The sequence below is a fragment of the Pseudomonas fluorescens HK44 genome, assembly GCF_000217955.3.
GTDB classification, from domain to species: Bacteria; Pseudomonadota; Gammaproteobacteria; order Pseudomonadales; family Pseudomonadaceae; genus Aquipseudomonas; species Aquipseudomonas fluorescens_AQ.
This window is the reverse complement of sequence record NZ_AFOY02000015.1, coordinates 668,445-686,911: the sequence shown is the minus strand read 5'-3', so window position 1 is coordinate 686,911 and position 18,467 is coordinate 668,445. Positions and strand designations below refer to the sequence as shown.

The window sequence follows — 18,467 nt, the reverse complement described above, 5'->3', positions numbered from 1 at the left end:
TGCCTCAGGTGCGCTGATCAGTTGTTGTAGAGGTCCAGATCGCCGAAGTATTTCTTCTGGATCTGCGCGTAGATGCCCTTCTCGTGCAGGGCCTTGATGGCGGTATTGAGCATGCCTTTGAGCTCGTCGTTGTCCTTGCGCACACCGATGGCGATGTCCGCGGGCACCAGCGGATCACTGATGCCTTCGCTGTTCTTGAATGGGGCGCCTTGTGGCGATGTAAGGAAGCTCATCTGCGCTTGCAGTTTGTCCTGAATCGAGGCGTCGAGGCGGCCGTAAACCAGATCGGCGTAGACCTGATCCTGGTTCTGATAGGCGCGCAGTTTCACCCCGCCCGGCGCCAGTTTGGCCCTGGCATAGGTTTCCTGAATGGTGCCTTGCATAAAACCAATGGTCTTGCCCTTGAGCGACTCGGCGGTGGGCTCAAGCCCCGAATCCTTGCGGGTGACGATGGCCGTCGGGCCGGCATACAGACGGTCGGTAAAATCGATCTGTTTCCTGCGGGCGTCGGTGACAGTCATCGACGACTCGATGGCGTCGAACTTGCCGGCCTTGAGCGCAGGAATCAGCCCGTCGAAGTCATTGCTGACCCACACACACTTGAGCTTCAGTTCGGCGCAGATCGCGTTGCCCAGATCTACGCCAAAGCCTTGCACGCCACCGTCGGCGGTGGTCGACTCAAACGGCGGGTAGCTTGGGTTGGTGCCAAAGCGCAGTTCGGTCCACTCTTTGGCGCTAGCGCCGGCCGAGCAGAACAGCATCGCGAGTACAGGCAACGTCAGCCATTGGGTTTTCATCTTCATAAGTCCCGATTTGATTGGAGTTATCGCGACCGGGCACGAATGCCTGGGCGCCTTTATGGGCAGGAACAGAGAGTCGATGCGGCGTCTGCCGCAGCAGCGTTCTTATTGTTTGTGTTCGGTGCACCGCCAAAGGCCGGCCACACCCCACCCTGAAACCCTTGGCGCAGACGGCTTCGAATGGAAGGCCAGAATGCCAACAGACGATTGTGCCGAGGTGTCGAAAGGACCGTCGCAGACAGCTCGCTTGTGCTGATGTCGGCATTTACACAGCCGATTCTGTCGTGAATGCCCTATTAGGGCGTTTATGCGGTGAATCAGCGTGCAGGCATTACAAAAATGCAGACCTGACCTGCATCTATCACGGTTGTACATCGCAAATTTGCACTGTTACGATCCGGCATCGTTCGCGCGCGAACACTTCTATAAAGAACAATAAAAGCAGGGAGTTAGTGATGACTGCTCAGGTTTCATCCCAGGCGACACACGGCATTGATGCCAGCGAAAACGACGTGCTGGCCGAAGTCCGCAACCACATTGGCCACCTGACCCTCAATCGCCCCGCCGGCCTCAACGCCATTACCCTGGACATGGTCCGCAACCTGCACCGACAACTCGATGCCTGGTCGAAAGACCCGCACATCCATGCCGTGGTGTTGCGCGGGGCTGGCGAGAAAGCCTTCTGCGCCGGTGGCGATATCCGTTCGCTGTACGACAGTTTCAAAAGCGGCGACACCCTGCATGAAGACTTCTTCGTCGAGGAATACGCCCTCGACTTGGCGATCCACCATTACCGCAAACCGGTACTGGCATTGATGGACGGTTTCGTCCTCGGCGGCGGCATGGGCCTGGTGCAAGGCGCAGACCTGCGGGTGGTCACCGAACGCAGCCGCCTGGCAATGCCGGAAGTGGCGATCGGTTACTTCCCGGACGTTGGCGGCAGCTACTTCCTGCCACGGATTCCCGGCGAACTGGGCATCTACCTTGGCGTCAGTGGCGTGCAGATTCGCGCCGCCGATGCGCTGTATTGCGGGTTGGCCGACTGGTACCTGGATAGCCAGAAACTCGCTGAGCTGGATCAACGCCTCGACGGCCTCACGTGGCACGACACTCCGCTCAAGGACCTGCAAGGCCTGCTGGCAAAACTTGCGGTACAGCAGCTGCCCGACGCACCGTTGCAAACACTGCGGCCAGCCATCGACCACTTCTTCGCCCTGCCGGACGTGCCGAGCATTGTCGAGCAACTGCGCAGCGTTAAGGTTGCCGACAGCCACGACTGGGCAATCACCACTGCCGATTTACTCGACAGTCGTTCACCGCTGGCCATGGGTGTAACGTTAGAGATGCTGCGTCGCGGCCGTCAGCTGAGCCTGGAAAATTGCTTCGCCCTCGAATTGCACCTCGATCGCCAGTGGTTTGAACGCGGCGACCTGATCGAAGGCGTCCGCGCCTTGCTGATCGACAAAGACAAGAGCCCACGCTGGAACCCTCCGACCGTGCAGGCGCTGGACGCCAAACACGTTGCGAGCTTCTTCAGCGGTTTTGACCAGAGCGGGAGCTGAGCCATGCACGATATCGAATTGACCGAAGAACAAGTGATGATCCGCGACATGGCCCGGGATTTTGCCCGCGGCGAAATCGCCCCGCACGCCCAGGCCTGGGAAAAAGCCGGCTGGATCGATGATGCGCTGGTGGCCAAGATGGGCGAGCTGGGTTTGCTCGGCATGGTGGTTCCCGAGGAATGGGGCGGCACTTATGTCGACTACGTGGCCTACGCACTGGCGGTGGAAGAGATTTCTGCCGGCGACGGCGCCACCGGCGCCCTGATGAGCATCCACAACTCGGTGGGCTGCGGGCCGGTTCTCAACTATGGCACTGAAGAACAGAAACAGACCTGGCTGGCGGATCTGGCCAGCGGGCGGGCCATCGGCTGCTTCTGCCTGACCGAGCCGCAAGCCGGTTCCGAGGCGCACAACCTGCGCACCCGCGCCGAACTGCGCGACGGCCGGTGGGTGATCAATGGCGCCAAGCAGTTCGTCAGCAATGGTCGACGGGCAAAACTGGCGATTGTGTTTGCGGTGACCGATCCGGACCTGGGCAAGAAAGGTCTGTCGGCGTTCCTGGTGCCAACCGACACGCCGGGTTTTATCGTCGACCGCAGCGAACACAAGATGGGTATCCGCGCTTCCGACACCTGCGCGGTGACGCTGAACAACTGCACGATCCCCGAAGCCAATCTGCTGGGTGAGCGCGGCAAGGGTTTGGCGATTGCCTTGTCCAACCTTGAAGGCGGTCGCATCGGCATCGCCGCGCAGGCGCTGGGTATTGCGCGCGCAGCTTTCGAAGCGGCGCTGGCCTACGCCCGTGACCGGGTGCAGTTCGACAAGCCGATCATCGAGCACCAAAGCGTCGCCAATATGCTCGCCGACATGCACACCCGGCTGAACGCCGCACGCCTGCTGATCCTGCATGCCGCCCGGTTGCGCAGCGCCGGCAAGCCATGCCTGTCGGAAGCCTCACAGGCCAAGCTGTTTGCCTCGGAGATGGCTGAGAAGGTCTGCTCGTCTGCGATACAGATCCACGGCGGCTACGGCTATCTGGAGGATTATCCGGTGGAGCGCTACTACCGCGATGCGCGGATCACGCAGATTTACGAAGGCTCGAGCGAGATTCAGCGGATGGTGATTGCGCGGGAACTCAAGAACTATTTGCTGTGAGGCCCTAAAAGCATCGCGGGCAAGCCTTGCTCCTACAGATCACCTGAATCAGTAGGAGCAAGGCTTGCCCGCGATGACGTCAGTGAGGACGCTGCATTACTTACCTTGGAACTGCGCCTCACGCTTGGCAATAAACGCCGCCATGCCTTCTTTCTGATCCTGCGTAGCAAACGCCGCATGGAACACCCGGCGCTCAAAGCGCACGCCTTCGGACAGGCTGACTTCAAAGGCGCGGTTGACGCTTTCCTTGACCATCATTGCAATCGGCAAGGACTTCTTGGCGATCAGCGTTGCGACCTTCAACGCTTCATCCAGCAGCTCATCTACCGGCACAATGCGCGCAACGATACCGCAGCGTTCCGCTTCCACCGCGTCGATCAGACGGCCGCTGAGGCACATTTCCATGGCTTTGGCCTTGCCCACGGCGCGGGTCAGGCGCTGGGTGCCGCCCATGCCCGGCAGCACGCCGAGGTTGATTTCCGGCTGACCGAATTTGGCGTTGTCGCCGGCCAGAATGAAATCGCACATCAGCGCCAGCTCACAGCCACCGCCCAACGCAAAACCGGCGACCGCCGCAATGATCGGCTTGCGTCGGTTGGCCACCCGGTCACTGTCGCTGAACAGGTCGTCAAGGTAGATCTGCGGGTAGGTCAGCTCGGCCATTTCCTTGATGTCGGCACCGGCGGCAAAGGCTTTTTTCGAGCCGGTCAGCACGATGCAGCCAATTTCCGGATTGGCTTCCAGACCGTCCAGCGCGTGGTTCAGCTCGCTGACGATCTGCGCGTTCAAGGCATTCAGGGCTTGCGGGCGGTTGAGGGTGATCAGACCCACGCGACCCCGGACTTCCAACAAAATCGTGTCGTAGCTCATGCAACGTTCCTTCTCAAAGATTGCGCGAAATGACCATGCGCTGAATATCGCTGGTGCCTTCGTAGATCTGACAAACCCGCACGTCGCGGTAGATCCGCTCCAGCGGGAAGTCGTTCAGATAACCGTAACCGCCGAGAGTTTGCAACGCCATCGAGCAGACCTTCTCGGCCATTTCCGAGGCAAACAGCTTGGCCATCGAGGCTTCCACCAGCGCCGGTTTGCCGCTGTCACGCAGGGCCGCGGCGTAATGCACCATCTGCCGGGCGACGGCGATTTGCGTGGCCATGTCGGCCAAACGGAAGGCGACTGCCTGATGTTCGATGATCGCCTTGCCGAAACTCTCGCGCTCACGGGCGTAATCGCGGGCGGCTTCGAACGCGGCGCGGGCCATGCCGACCGACTGCGAAGCAATCCCGACACGTCCGCCTTCAAGGTTGGCCAAGGCAATTTTGTAGCCTTCGCCCTCCTCGCCCAGACGATTGGCCACCGGCACCTTCACGTCCTCAAAGAGGATTTGGCAGGTGTCCGAGGCGTGCTGGCCGAGCTTGTCTTCGATCCGTGCAACCTTGTAGCCCGGTGAGTTGGTCGGCACGATAAAGGCGCTGATCCCGCGTTTGCCGGCGCTCGGGTCAGTGACCGCGAAGACGATCACCACCCCCGCGTTTTGCCCGGAAGTAATGAACTGTTTGCAGCCGTTGAGCACGTAGTGATCGCCATTGAGGCGGGCACGGGTTTTCAGGCTGCTGGCGTCGGAACCGGCCTGCGGCTCGGTCAGCGCGAACGCCCCGAGCATGGCGCCACTGGCCAGAGGCTTGAGGAACTGTTCTTTCTGCTGGTCGTTGCCGAACTTGAGGATCGGTACGCAACCCACCGAGTTGTGCACGCTCATGATGGTCGAGCAGGCACCATCGCCGGCGGCGATTTCTTCCAGGGCCATGGCGTACGCCAGGTAACCGGTGTCGCAACCGCCCCACTGCTCCGGCACCAACATGCCGAAGAAGCCCAGTTCGGCCATCTCGCCGATGGCTTCCCTGGGAAAGCGGTGCTCGCGATCCCACTCGGCGGCGAACGGCTTGAGCCGTTCCTGGGCAAATTGTCGGGCCGCGTCGCTGATCTGTAGTTGTTCGTCATTGGGAATCATGCCAAGTCCTTAAAAATCAAACCTTGGTACTCAGTTAAAACGCAGGACCTGTGGGAGCAAGCTCGCTCCCACAGGGATTGGCGTTGGCCTTAGTACAGGCATTCAACGGCCATGGCCGTGGCTTCACCGCCGCCGATGCAAATCGCTGCGACGCCGCGTTTCAGGCCTTTCTGGCGCAATGCCGAAAGCAAGGTCACCAGAATCCGCGCACCCGAGGCGCCGATCGGGTGGCCCAGCGCACAGGCGCCGCCATGGACATTGACCTTGCTGTGGGGGATTTCCAGCTGGGTCATGGTCACCAGGCTGACCACCGCAAAGGCTTCGTTGACTTCGAACAGCTCGACTTCATCCAGCGACCAGCCGGTTTTCTTCAGCAGCTTCTTGATCGCGCCCACCGGTGCCACCGGGAACAGCCCCGGCGTATCAGCGAAGGCTGCGTGACCGTGGATCACCGCCAGCGGTTTCAGGCCACGTTTTTCAGCTTCTGAACGACGCATCAGCAGCAACGCCGCCGCGCCGTCGGAAATCGAACTGGAGTTGGCCGCCGTCACGGTGCCGCCGTCACGGAACGCCGGTTTCAGGCTGGCGATCTTGTCCAGTTTGGCTTTCGGCGGTTGTTCGTCATCGGTGATGAGCTTTTGCTCTTTGCCGACCATGACCTGCAGCGGAACGATTTCGGCGTTGAAGCTGCCGTCCTTGATCGCCTGTTGGGCGCGCGTGGTCGAAGCGATTGCGAACTCATCTTGCGCTTCACGCGTGAAGCCGTTCGCCTCAGCGCAGTCCTCGGCGAAGGTGCCCATCAGGCGGCCCTTGTCGTAGGCATCTTCCAGACCGTCGAGGAACATGTGGTCAAGCACTTTGCCATGGCCCATGCGGTAGCCGCTTCGAGCGCGGTCCAGCAAGTACGGTGCGTTGGACATGCTTTCCATCCCGCCGGCGACCACCACGTCGGCACTGCCGGCCAGCAGCATGTCGTGGGCCAGGATGGCAGCTTCCATGCCCGAACCGCACATTTTGTTCAGGGTGGTGCAACGGGTCGACTTGTCCAACCCCGCGCCCAGCGCTGCTTGACGAGCCGGGGCCTGGCCGAGGCCGGCGGACAGCACGCAACCGAACAGCACTTCTTCTACCGCGTCGGGGGCAACACCGGCACGCTCGACGGCGGCGCGGATCGCGGCAGCACCCAGTTGTGGCGCGGTGAGGCTTTTCAGATCACCTTGAAAGCCGCCCATCGGGGTGCGGACGGCGCTGACGATAACGATCGGATCGTGGGACATAGTCATGACAAATACTCCTTATTTGGCGGCCATACGCAAGGCACCGTCGAGACGGATCACCTCGCCGTTGAGCATGCTGTTTTCTATGATATGCCTGACCAGCGCGGCGTACTCAACCGGTTTGCCAAGGCGTGGCGGGAACGGCACACCAGCGGCCAGCGAGTCGCGCACTTCCTGGGTCATGCCGGCCATCATCGGGGTTTCGAAGATGCCTGGGGCAATGGTCATCACCCGGATGCCGAAGCGCGCCAGCTCACGGGCAGCGGGCAAGGTCAGGCTGGCAATCGCGCCTTTGGAGGCGGCGTAAGCAGCCTGGCCGATCTGGCCGTCGAAAGCCGCCACCGAAGCAGTGTTGATGATCACTCCGCGCTCGCCGTCTTCATTGGCTTCGGTTTCGGCAATCGCCGCAGCCGCCAGGCGCAGCATGTTAAAGCTGCCGATCAGGTTGACGTTGATCACCTGGCTGAAGCTGGCCAGCGCGTGCGGGCCATTCTTGCCGAGGATTTTCTCGCCACGGACCACACCGGCACAGTTGACCAGCCCGTGCAGGCCGCCAAAGGCTGCAACCGCTGCCTGCACCGCTGCCTCTGCCGCCGCTTCCTGGCTGATGTCCGCCACGACGCAGTGTGCGCCGAGCCGTTTTGCCTGAGCGGCGACGGCTTCGGCATTCAAGTCCACCAACATCACTTTGGCACCGGCACCCACCAGCATTTCAGCGGTGGCCGCGCCCAGGCCCGACGCACCGCCGGTGACGAGAAAAACCTTGTTTTCGATCTGCATCATTGTTTCCTTGGATTCAAGCTGAAACGTTCTTCGCCGTGGCCTCTTGAGCCTTGGCGATTTCCTGGTTGCGCAAGATAAAGCGCTGCAATTTACCGCTTGGGGTTTTCGGCAATTCGCTGACAAATTCGATTTCACGCGGGTATGAGTGCGCCGCCAATCGCTTGCGCACATGCTGGCGCAACTCCTCGACAAGCTCGGGTGAAGCACGGTATTGCGCGCTGAGGACGACGAAGGCTTTCACCAGTTCGGTGCGCTCCGGATCCGGTTTGCCGATCACCGCTGCTTCAACCACGGCGGGGTGTTCGATCAACGCACTCTCCACGTCGAACGGGCCGACCCGGTAGCCGGAGGTGGTGATCACGTCGTCACTGCGGCCGACGAAGCTGATGCTGCCGTCCGGGTTCAGCTCAACGGTATCGCCACTCAGGTAATAGTTGCCGACGAAAGCCTTGGTCGGCGCACCTTCGTAACCGGCAAACCAGCACATCGGCGATTGCGTGCGGTCGATGGCGAGAATCCCCGGCTGACCGACCGACAGTTCGTTACAGGCCTCATCCAGCACCACGATCCGGTGGCCGGGCGAGGCAAACCCTGCCGCACCGACGTGGACCGGATGCTCAAGGCCATGGTGGTTGCACAGCACCATGCCGAGTTCGGTCTGGCCGTAATGGTCGTGGATCACCACGCCAAGGTTGTCGGCGAACCAGCGGATCACTTCCGGGTTCAACGGTTCACCGGCGCTGCTGACAATGCGCAATTTGCCTTTGATCGAACGGGCGAACTCATCGCCGCCGGCGATCAGCAAACGGTACGCCGTCGGTGAACCGGTGAGGTTGGTGATGCCGTATTTGTTGATCACCCGGCAGGTGCTTTCGAGGGTGAACGGACCATCGTAAAAGGTGATCGGATGGCCCATGGACAATGGTCCGGTCACACCGAAATAGATACCGTAAGCCCAGCCCGGATCGGCGACGTTCCAGAACGCATCTTCAGGGCGAAGATCCACCGCGTCACGGGTGTAGCTCTGGAACGCGACGATCGCCTTGAGGGGCACCGACAGGGCTTTCGACGGGCCGGTGGTGCCGGAGGTGAACATCAGCAGGAACGGGTCTTCGCCGCTCAGCAGCAGCGGTTCGCATTGGGCGGAATAGTTGGGCAGTTCGGCCCAGAAACTGAAGTCGCCACGGACGATACCCTGACCTTTCGGGCCGCCGACGGTGACGATGGTCGGGCAGTCGGCAACGTCATTGAGCTTTGGACGATTGACCGCGTCGGTCACCACCACGGCGGCGCCGGAACTGTTGAGGCGGTGTTCGATGGCTTTCGGGCCGAAGGCGGTAAACAGCGGCTGGTAGACCGCGCCGATGCGCCAGGTGGCGAACACCACAATCAGCAATTCAACGTTGCGTGGCAACAGGCCGGCGACCTTGTCGCCCTTTTTCACGCCTTGCGCCAGCAGGAAATTGGCAAAGCGCGCGGCTTTGTCCTGCAGATCGCTGAAGGTGTACGTGGCGCTGGCACCGTCGCGGCCCTCCCAGAACAAGGCAATGCGCCCGGGTATCGCATGGCGGTCGCAGCATTCAACGCAGGCGTTGAGTGCGGTCAACGAGCCGCTGAGCGCAGCATCGACGGTGTGCTGATAGTTGAACTGTGAAGTCGCAGACAGGTAATCGCGCATTGCCAGAATCCCTCTGTATTTTTATTGGGTTGGGGGAACCGTAAAAATCCAGGAAATACTCGCCCCAAGGGCGACGCGGGACAATGGTCAAAGCTTTCAAGTTGCGTGACTGGTTTGGCCAAGACAAGGATGCAAAATCCACGTGGCGACGGAGCTTGCTCCCGCTGGGGTGCGTAGCAGCCCCAAAATCTGCAATCGCGCTCTATCAGAAGGTCACTATCAACGGGCTTTGCGACCGCTTCGCGATCGAACGGGAGCAAGCTCCCTCGCCACAGGAGTCAATTACTGTCCTGCTTCGTTGAGGATCAAACTACGGTAATGCCCGGGATTGGACCCCGACCATTTGCGAAACGCCTTGTAGAACGAACTGGCATCGGCAAACCCGAGCCGCGTGGCGATCTCGGTGAAGCTGATCGAAGGTTCGGCCAGCCAGACGATTGCCAACTCCTTGCGCACGCTGTCCTTCAAGCCTTGATAGGTTTGCCCCTCTTCCGCCAAGCGTCGACGCAGCGTCGAAGCGGACATACACAGGCGCTGCGCCAGGCTGTCGGTTTCCGGCCACTGTTCGGCGGGCAATTGCCGCAAATCGTGTTTGATCCGGCTGGCGAGGCTTTGCGGATCGCGATACTTGACCAGGATATTGGCCGGCGCATGGGCCAAAAAGCGCTTGAGCTCGTCGCTGCTGCGCTTGATCGGCAGATCCAGGCAATCAGCCGAGAAGATCATCCGTGTACGCGGTCGGTCGAAGCGCAGGTTCTCGGAGAACATCACCTTATAGTCATCGCAGAAGTCCGGTTCCGCGCAGCGCAGTTCGATCGCCAGAATCGGTATCCGCCGCCCCGCCAGCCAACAGGCAACACCATGGACGATCATCCAGTAGGTGAAATAAGTGAAGGCGCGACGCGGGTCCTGGTCGTCTTCGAGCAGGACGATTTCTGCCAGGCTTTGCTGATGAACCAGCTGCGCCGGCATGCACTCCAGCATCAACGAGAGAAACCCCAGCCCGGCCGTCAATCCCGCGGCCAACGTCGGCTGGGCCATGGCGCAACGACAGAGAAACTCCAGACTGCCGGATTTCAACCGGCGCGGGTCCATGCCAAAGAACTCATCGTCCATGCGCCGCGCCAACAGTCGCCACAGCCGCGCATAGGCCGTGGCTGGAACACGTGCATCAGCCACGCCAAGCAAACGCGGTTCGATCCCGACCTTGAGCAAGACTTCAATGCTGACCGCGCTCGACTCGCAGCTTTGCAGCAGTGCTTCGCGCACCAAATGAATGGAGATGGTGTCTTTTTCCGACATTGAACGTGGTGAACCCTGTTTTTTGTTTGTCGGCGCATCTTAGCGCAGGCGCAGACCCCGTAGGAGCAAGGCTTGCCCGCGAAATTGGCTATGAGGTTCATCAGGTACAGCGCGTTATCGTTTTTCGCGGGCAAGCCTTGCTCCTACTCTTGTTCAGCTACCGTTCAGGCAAATACTAATCATCTCTATTTAGAAATAAGTATCATTATGTTACAAATTCGCTTCCACTCTATAGCTGACGCGGTGCTGAATGCTGGTTCCCTTTCTGATCATGCTGCGCGAAGGCGTTGAAGCGGCGTTAATCGTCGGCATCATTGCCAGTTATCTCATGCAAACCGGACGCGGCCAATGGATGCCCGCCATGTGGATCGGGGTCTTCCTCGCCGTCGCGCTGGCCCTGCTGGTGGGCGGTGGCCTGGAGTTGGTCAGCGCTGAATTCCCGCAAAAACAACAGGAACTCTTCGAGGGCGTCATCGGCCTGATCGCCGTGGCGATTTTGAGCTCCATGGTGTTCTGGATGCGCAAGGTCGCGCGCTCGATCAAGCATTCGCTGCACGTTTCCCTCGATCATGCGATGGCCGGTTCCAGACACCAGGTCACTGCGCTGATCGCCATGGTGTTTTTCGCGGTTGCCCGCGAAGGCCTGGAAACCGTGTTCTTCCTGCTCGCGGTATTCCAGCAAAGCGAAGGCCCCGGGGCACCGATCGGTGCCCTGCTCGGCCTGCTGCTGTCGATGATCATCGGCTTCCTCATCTACAGCGGCAGCATGCGCCTGAACCTGTCGGCGTTCTTCCGCTGGACCGGGCTGTTCATTCTGGTGGTGGCAGCCGGCATTCTCGCCAGCTCAGTGCGCGCACTGCATGAAGCCGGGCTGTGGAATCACCTGCAAACCGTGCTCTTCGATTTCAGCGCGACGCTGCCGATGGATGGGCCGCTGGGTTCGGTGCTGGCCGGCATGTTCGGTTATCAGGATGCGCCGACTGTCAGCACCCTCGGCGCTTACCTGATTTATCTGCTGGCCGCGCTGGTGATGTTCTTCCTCCCCGCTGGCGCGCCGGCCAAACCAGCCGCCATGCCACCCTCTTCCGTCTCCAGCCATTAAGGGCATTCATGTCAAACCAGGCCCCTCTTCAGACCTCGCCTCCCCGCGCCCTGCGCTGGGCGGTGGCCGGTTCGGTGATCGTGATGATCGCCGCTGGCGGGTTGTTCTACTACGCGTCGCAAATGGCCGCGGCCAAGCGCCAGGTTAACCACGACGAGATTACCGTCACCATTAATCCGCATAGCTGCGAGCCAAATGCGCTGACCGTCCCGGCGGGCCACAGCAGTTTTCGCATCGTCAACCGCTCGGATCGCGCCGTTGAATGGGAAGTCCTCGACGGCGTGCTCGTGCTAGTAGAACGGGAAAACATCGCTCCCGGCTTGAGTCAGGTGGTCACCGCCAACCTGTTGCCGGGCGACTACGCGATTACCTGCGGTCTGCTCAGTAACCCGCGCGGCACATTGCACGTCACGCCCACCGCCGCCTCCGATGCGGCGGCCAAGGCACGTCCGTCGATGGTGGCGTTTATTGGCCCGTTGTCGGAGTTTCGGGTTTACCTGAGCAGTCAGGGCTCTGCGCTGATTAATGCGGTCGCCGCATTACAACAGGCTATCGACGCCGGTGACCTGAGCCAGGCCCAGGCGCTTTACGTGCCGGCCCGCGTTGCCTATCAACGCATCGCCCCGGCGGCTCAACGCCTGGCGGAGCTGGACAAGGTTATCAATGCTCGCGCCGATTACTTTGAACAGCACGAGCAGGATCCGGACTTCATCGGCTTCCACCGCCTCGAGTACGCGCTGTTTCAGCAACGAAACATCGACGGTCTGGCACCGGTCGCCCAGCGTCTGGTCGCCGATGTCACCGAACTCAAGCAGCAACTGCTGGCCCAGTCGCTGCCGCCGGAACAACTGGTAAGCATCGTCGCCCGCAACCTCCGCAACATGGCCGATGTCCGCGCCAGCAGCGGTGAAGAAGAACGCTACAGCCACATCGACCTCAACGGATTCGCCGCCAACCTGGACGTCACCCGCAAAGTGGTCGATCTGTTGCGTCCGTTACTGGCCAAGCCTGCCGCCGCATTGCTGAGCCGATTGGACACGGCCACCCACGCTCTCGACACCGAACTCAATGGCTTGCGAGTCAAAGACGGCTACAGCAGTTACGACAGTGTCGGCGCCGATCAACGCGCACAACTCGCCGACAAGGCCAAGGTTCTGGCCGATGCACTCGATGGAATCGATCCCGCCCTTGGCCTCTCCGGCCTATAAGCAGAAGAAAAATTCAGATGAATGATTTAGATCAGATCAATACCCAGCGTCGCCGCGTACTGTTGGGCATGGGCGCCGCCGGTGTCGCATTGGCGGGTAGCACGTTGAGCTGCCCGGCAATGGCCGCCAGCCCGGCGCAAGTCACTGAAGCACCGAACAGCGACAAAACCCAGGATCGCCATGACTTCCACGGCCAGCACCAGACCGGCATCGTCACCCCGCGCCCGGCGTGCGGCATGCTGGTGTCGTTCGACGTATTGGCCACCGACCGCGAAGACCTCGAGCGGCTGTTTCGCACACTGAACCAGCGCATTGCGTTCCTGATGACCGGTGGCCCGGTGGCTCAGGTCGACCCGAAGTTCCCACCCGTGGACTCGGGGATTCTTGGCCCGGTGGTGACACCCGACAACCTGACCATCACCGTCTCGGTGGGTGAATCGCTGTTCGACGAGCGTTTCGGCCTGGCCAGCGCCAAGCCCAAGCGATTGATCCGCATGGTCGGCTTCCCCAACGATGCGCTGCAACCCGAGCTCTGCCACGGCGACCTGAGCCTGCAGTTCTGCGCCAACACCGCCGACACCAATATTCACGCCTTGCGCGACATCGTAAAGAACCTGCCGGACCTGCTGCTGGTGCGCTGGAAGCAGGAAGGCAGCGTGCCGCCGCAAGCGCCGGCCAAGCCTGGAACACCTGCGCAGAGTGCACGCAACTTCCTCGGTTTCCGTGACGGCTCGGCCAACCCGGATTCCAACGACAAGAAAGCCATGGAGCAGATTGTCTGGGTCCAACCGGGCAGCGATGAGCCGGCCTGGACGGCTAATGGCAGCTATCAGGCGGTGCGGATTATCCGCAACCTCGTCGAGCGTTGGGACCGCACGCCACTGCAAGAACAGGAAGGCATTCTCGGTCGGGTCAAAAGTACCGGCGCGCCCATTGGCGGCAGCCATGAAAGCCAGGTGCCGGACTACGCCAAAGACCCTCACGGCAAGCTGACCAAAATGGACGCGCACATCCGCCTGGCCAACCCGCGCACTGCCGCGACCCAGGCCAACCTGATCCTGCGTCGGCCGTTCAACTACTCCAACGGCGTGAGCAAAAACGGTCAGCTGGAAATGGGCTTGCTGTTCATCTGCTACCAGGCCGATCTGCACAACGGTTTCATTACCGTGCAAACCCGACTCAACGGCGAGCCGCTGGAGGAATACCTCAAGCCCATCGGCGGCGGCTACTTCTTCACCTTGCCGGGCGTCACCGGCGACAAGGACTTCATCGGTCGCTCATTGCTCGATGCCACTCAACCGAAAACCACGGCTTAACCCCCTAAACACAACAAACTCACGGAAAAGTCCCATGAAAAAGTCGCCTCTCGCTTTGCTGGTTGCCCTTGGCTTGCTCCACGCCCCACTGTCGGCTTTCGCCGCCGCAGCGCCGCTGGATCTGGTGGGGCCGATTTCGGATTACAAAATCTACGTCAGCGAACAGCTCGAAGGGTTTGCCAGCCACACCCAGCAGTTCACCGACGCAGTGAAAAAAGGTGACCTGGCTACTGCTCAGAAGCTCTATGCACCTACCCGTGTCTACTACGAGTCGATCGAGCCGATGGCCGAGCTGTTCAGTGACCTCGATGCATCCATCGACTCGCGCGTCAACGACCACGAAAAAGGCGTCAAGGCTGAAGACTTCACCGGTTTCCACCGCATTGAATACACGCTGTTCTCCGAGAAAACCACTGAGGGTCTCGGTGAGCTGGCCGATGGCCTGAATAACAACGTCAAAGAACTGAAAACCCGTGTTGCCGGCATGACCCTCCCGCCAGAGAAGGTTGTCGGTGGCGCCGCTACCTTGCTCGAAGAAGTCGCTGCCACCAAGATCTCCGGTGAAGAAGACCGCTACAGCCACACCGACCTGTATGACTTCCAGGGCAACATTGACGGCGCGAAGAAAATCGTCGACCTGTTCCGTCCGCAACTCGAGAAACAGGACAAGGCCTTCGTCGCCAAAGTCGACAAGAACTTCGCCAGCGTGAACACGATCCTGGCCAAGTACAAAACCGCTGGCGGCGGTTTCGAGACCTACGACAAGGTCAAGGAAAACGACCGCAAGGCACTGGTCGGCCCGGTCAACACCCTGGCGGAAGACCTGTCGACCCTGCGTGGGAAACTGGGTCTGAACTAAGGCCGCGCAATCTCTGTGGCGAGGGGGCTTGCCCCCGTTCGGCCGGTCCGCGCTCGGGCGCAGCAGTCGTATATCCGTTGAACGCGGTGTTTCTGATCGACCGCGATCGCAGATTCAGGGCCGTTTCACGAGCCAACGGGGGCAAGCCCCCTCGCCACAGTCACCCTACAGCCTGAAAAGTCATGCTGTTGACCTCCATAAACCGTTAGCCTGCTTTCTTTTATTTCAGACCCACGCCATGATGCAGCTCTCTAACCGCCCGCCCGCGAACGAGCTCTCATGTCTGCGCAACAAACGCCTCCCGTCAGCTCCACGGCGATCACCTTGCAGATCGTCTCCATCGTTTTTTATACCTTTATCGCGTTCCTCTGCATCGGTCTGCCGATTGCGGTATTACCGGGGTATGTCCATGAGCAACTGGGGTTCAGCGCCATCGTCGCAGGGCTGACCATCGGCTCGCAGTACCTCGCCACCCTGCTCAGCCGTCCTATGGCGGGCCGTATGTCTGACAACATCGGTACCAAACGGGCGATTGTGTATGGGTTGCTGGGGATCGTGCTCAGTGGCGTCCTGACGTTGCTGTCGACCCTGTTGCAGAGCCTGCCGTTACTGAGCCTGATAATTCTGATCGTCGGTCGACTGTTGTTGGGGGTCGCCCAAGGCTTGATCGGCGTCGGCACCATCAGTTGGTGCATGGGCCAGGTGGGTGCCGAACACACCGCCCGCTCGATTTCCTGGAATGGCATCGCCTCGTATGGCGCGATTGCCATTGGTGCGCCACTGGGTGTGGTGATGGTCGGCCGGTTGGGTTTCGTGAGCCTTGGCATTGCGCTCTCGTTACTGGCGCTGATGGCGCTGCTGCTGATTCGCAACAAGCCCTCGGTGCCGGTCATTCGCGGTGAGCGGTTGCCATTTTGGGCGGTGTTCGGGCGCGTCGCGCCCTTCGGCGCCAGCCTGAGTCTGGCTTCGATTGGCTACGGTACGCTCACCACCTTTATTACCCTGTTCTATATCAGTCGCGGCTGGACCGGGGCGGCCTGGTGCCTGACGGTCTTTGGCATTTGTTTCATTCTCTCGCGCCTGCTGTTTATCTCCAGCATCAACCGCTTTGGCGGGTTCAACTCGGCCATCGCCTGCATGAGCATCGAAACCCTGGGGCTGGGCCTGCTCTGGTTGGCGCCTTCGACGGCAGTGGCGTTGATTGGCGCGGGGCTCACCGGGTTCGGTCTGTCACTGGTTTATCCGGCATTGGGTGTCGAGGCCATCAAACAAGTGCCAAGCAGCAGCCGTGGCGCCGGCTTGAGTGCCTATGCGGTGTTTTTCGATCTGGCGCTGGCGATTGCCGGGCCGTTGATGGGCGCGGTGGCGTTGAATCTGGGGTACTCGTGGATTTTCTTCTGTGCGGCGCTGCTGTCGATCTCCGGACTGGGGCTGACCTTGCTGCTGAAATGTCGCTCAGCACTCAGCCCGTCGTAAGGCCCTGGCGTCTACGGCAACGTTTGGTCAGCCGTCTGCATGCCGGCCCGGCTTGGTTTGCTCAGGGTTTGGGCAAAGAAACGCCCGGCTTCGGAGATCAGGTTGCGGTGAATATCCTCACGGTCAACGCCGTCAGCATCGGTGCACAAGGCTGGCATCGCCACGAGTTGTTCCTGGGTACACGGTGCCATGAACACGAAATGCCCGGCCCCGGCCAGCAATTTGAAATCTGGTGCAACAGGCAATTTGCGAGCAAGCGCAGCGGCATTTCTATCGAGGGCGACCAGTTTGTCGCCATCGCCGCTATAGAGCAGCACCGGCACATGCACACCAGCCAGGGTATGACGGCCGAACTTAAGGCTCAATGGCGCCATCAGCAACAGCGCGTGAACTCGTGGGTCAGCGACTGGTTGCAAGTCATCGCGGTCGACAATCAGCTCACCGTTGGTGCTGCAGGCGTCTCCGTCATCAGGACGCTCCTTGCAATAACGCCGCAAACGGTCCAGATCCGGTGTGGCGCCCGAGAGAATCAACGCGGTTTCGCCACCGGCCGAATAGCCGATCACCCCGACCTCGTCGGGATTGACGAACGGCGACAGCATCGGGTCGGCCAGGGTGGCGGTAATGGCTTCGGAAATCTGGATCGGTCGTCCATAGAGGTTGCTTAGCGTACCGAGGCGGCTGTGGTCCTTGGAGTTGTCACCGGGATGAATCACCGCCACCACCACAAAGCCTTTGCGTGCCAGCGATGTGGCAAGGTCATGCAACGCCAATGGGGTACCGATGTTGCCGTGGGAGAGCATCAACATCGGAAAGCGGCCAATCGCGACCCTTGCGTCTTCGGTTGCCTGGACCTGATAACCCTCAAGCTTGCTTGAGTGCTCGATGCCGGTCGACGGGTAAAAGGCAATGGCCCGCATGGGTTGTAAATCCAGCGGATCGAGAAACGTCAGCTCATGGTAGCCAACGCTCCAATGAGGGTGCGGCGCAGGCGCGGCTTGCACTGAATTCAGGCCGCTGAGCAGGCAAATCAGTAACATTGCACAAAGACGCATCATGGGATGCCCCACCTTGTTACCCGATTGGAATACCCGTTTTCCTCCAATCGCTTGGATTAAAGCCTTGCGCCGACAATTGCCGCTTTCAAGGTCTACGCAGAACGGGGCCGATAACCCGAGACTGCATAACCTGGGCCAACACCTGAAACGACAGCGCTTTTGAAACAGATACGAAAAGACTCCGTACCCTGATCGTTTTACGACGACCAGAATACAGAGTCTAGTGGGTATTGCCTGAGCTTTTTAACTCTTTACGCAAGCCTTACGCGGCAGCGAACAGTTGCTCGCTGATGCGTGCCTGAGCGTCGCTCATGGCTTTGTTGCGAACGTCGTCACCGTAAGCCAGACCATGGGCGCGGACGAACTCGATGTCGGTGATGCCCATGAAGCCCAGCATGACTTTCAAATACTCTTCGTGACCTACGCCAGTCGCTTGACCCACGTGCATCCCGCCTGAAGTCGACACCACGACGACTTTCTTGTTGCCGCACAGGCCTTCAGGGCCGGCTTCGGTGTAGCGGAAAGTCTGGCCGGCAACGGCAATGCGGTCGATCCAGGCCTTGAGCTGGGTCGGGATGGTGAAGTTGTACATCGGTGCTGCGATCACGACGGCATCGGCAGCGAGGAATTCGGCCAGGGTCGAAGCGCTCAGCTCGGCTTCGTGCTGTTGTGCGGCGTTACGCAACTCGGCGGTGGTGCCGGCAGCGACCAGCGTCGCGGCAGAGAAATGGCTGATGGCGTCGCTGGCCAGGTCGCGGTAGGTCACCACGGCAGCAGGCTCGGCGGCTTTCCAGGCCTGGACGACACTGTGGCTCAACTGACGGGAAGCAGAGTTGTCGCCAAGGATGCTCGAATCAATGTGCAAGAGTTTCATGTGGGA

At 60.4% G+C, this 18,467-nt stretch carries 16 protein-coding genes; 7 read left to right on the top strand and 9 right to left on the bottom strand.

Going from position 1 to position 18,467, the window contains the following annotated elements; genetic code table 11:
- Positions 1 to 17 precede the first annotated feature (17 nt).
- Complete coding sequence (locus tag HK44_RS15855; protein ID WP_019690517.1) at positions 18 to 797, bottom strand: transporter substrate-binding domain-containing protein; 780 nt, start codon at positions 795 to 797, stop codon at positions 18 to 20.
- A gap of 458 nt (positions 798 to 1,255) precedes the next feature.
- Between HK44_RS15855 and HK44_RS15850 the strand changes: the two genes are divergently transcribed.
- A complete protein-coding gene (locus tag HK44_RS15850) occupies positions 1,256 to 2,362 on the top strand; it encodes an enoyl-CoA hydratase/isomerase family protein (protein WP_019690518.1) in 1,107 nt (368 codons plus the stop codon).
- 3 nt (positions 2,363 to 2,365) lie between these two features.
- Positions 2,366 to 3,517 (top strand): acyl-CoA dehydrogenase family protein, encoded by a 1,152-nt coding sequence (locus tag HK44_RS15845; protein ID WP_019690519.1) that lies wholly within the window; start codon positions 2,366 to 2,368, stop codon positions 3,515 to 3,517.
- Between the two features lie 96 nt (positions 3,518 to 3,613).
- On the opposite strand, the gene HK44_RS15840 is transcribed toward HK44_RS15845, so the two are convergent.
- The 6 genes from HK44_RS15840 to HK44_RS15815 all read right to left on the bottom strand — a co-directional run bounded on the left by HK44_RS15840 (position 3,614) and on the right by HK44_RS15815 (position 10,568).
- Positions 3,614 to 4,387, bottom strand: a complete 774-nt coding sequence (locus HK44_RS15840; RefSeq protein ID WP_019690520.1) for an enoyl-CoA hydratase — start codon at positions 4,385 to 4,387, stop codon at positions 3,614 to 3,616.
- A gap of 13 nt (positions 4,388 to 4,400) precedes the next feature.
- The gene (locus HK44_RS15835) at positions 4,401 to 5,528 is read right to left on the bottom strand and encodes an acyl-CoA dehydrogenase (RefSeq protein WP_019690521.1); all 1,128 of its coding nucleotides are present in this window, start codon (positions 5,526 to 5,528) and stop codon (positions 4,401 to 4,403) included.
- An 89-nt stretch (positions 5,529 to 5,617) separates the two neighbouring features.
- Positions 5,618 to 6,811 (bottom strand): acetyl-CoA C-acyltransferase, encoded by a 1,194-nt coding sequence (locus HK44_RS15830; RefSeq protein WP_019690522.1) that lies wholly within the window; start codon positions 6,809 to 6,811, stop codon positions 5,618 to 5,620.
- 12 nt (positions 6,812 to 6,823) lie between these two features.
- Positions 6,824 to 7,585 carry an SDR family NAD(P)-dependent oxidoreductase gene (locus HK44_RS15825; protein WP_019690523.1) on the bottom strand — a complete coding sequence of 254 codons (762 nt, stop codon included), beginning with the start codon at positions 7,583 to 7,585 and terminating at the stop codon, positions 6,824 to 6,826.
- Positions 7,586 to 7,601: 16 nt separating this feature from the next.
- Positions 7,602 to 9,266 carry an AMP-binding protein gene (locus tag HK44_RS15820; RefSeq protein ID WP_019690524.1) on the bottom strand — a complete coding sequence of 555 codons (1,665 nt, stop codon included), beginning with the start codon at positions 9,264 to 9,266 and terminating at the stop codon, positions 7,602 to 7,604.
- Between the two features lie 282 nt (positions 9,267 to 9,548).
- The gene (locus HK44_RS15815) at positions 9,549 to 10,568 is read right to left on the bottom strand and encodes an AraC family transcriptional regulator (protein WP_019690526.1); all 1,020 of its coding nucleotides are present in this window, start codon (positions 10,566 to 10,568) and stop codon (positions 9,549 to 9,551) included.
- 250 nt (positions 10,569 to 10,818) lie between these two features.
- Between HK44_RS15815 and efeU the strand changes: the two genes are divergently transcribed.
- From efeU to HK44_RS15790, 5 genes are all read left to right on the top strand, one after another.
- Entirely contained in the window at positions 10,819 to 11,670 is an 852-nt protein-coding gene (efeU, locus tag HK44_RS15810; protein ID WP_019690527.1) for an iron uptake transporter permease EfeU, read from the top strand.
- A gap of 8 nt (positions 11,671 to 11,678) precedes the next feature.
- Positions 11,679 to 12,878, top strand: a complete 1,200-nt coding sequence (efeO, locus tag HK44_RS15805) for an iron uptake system protein EfeO (protein ID WP_019690528.1) — start codon at positions 11,679 to 11,681, stop codon at positions 12,876 to 12,878.
- 17 nt (positions 12,879 to 12,895) lie between these two features.
- Entirely contained in the window at positions 12,896 to 14,194 is a 1,299-nt protein-coding gene (gene efeB / locus HK44_RS15800; protein WP_019690529.1) for an iron uptake transporter deferrochelatase/peroxidase subunit, read from the top strand.
- A gap of 34 nt (positions 14,195 to 14,228) precedes the next feature.
- Entirely contained in the window at positions 14,229 to 15,053 is an 825-nt protein-coding gene (efeO, locus tag HK44_RS15795) for an iron uptake system protein EfeO (RefSeq protein ID WP_019690530.1), read from the top strand.
- A 279-nt stretch (positions 15,054 to 15,332) separates the two neighbouring features.
- Positions 15,333 to 16,529, top strand: a complete 1,197-nt coding sequence (locus HK44_RS15790) for an MFS transporter (RefSeq protein WP_019690531.1) — start codon at positions 15,333 to 15,335, stop codon at positions 16,527 to 16,529.
- An 11-nt stretch (positions 16,530 to 16,540) separates the two neighbouring features.
- On the opposite strand, the gene HK44_RS15785 is transcribed toward HK44_RS15790, so the two are convergent.
- Together HK44_RS15785 and HK44_RS15780 are read right to left on the bottom strand one after the other, a co-directional pair.
- Positions 16,541 to 17,587, bottom strand: a complete 1,047-nt coding sequence (locus HK44_RS15785; RefSeq protein ID WP_024264986.1) for an alpha/beta hydrolase family protein — start codon at positions 17,585 to 17,587, stop codon at positions 16,541 to 16,543.
- Positions 17,588 to 17,849: 262 nt separating this feature from the next.
- Positions 17,850 to 18,461 (bottom strand): FMN-dependent NADH-azoreductase, encoded by a 612-nt coding sequence (locus tag HK44_RS15780; protein ID WP_019690533.1) that lies wholly within the window; start codon positions 18,459 to 18,461, stop codon positions 17,850 to 17,852.
- Positions 18,462 to 18,467: the final 6 nt, after the last annotated feature.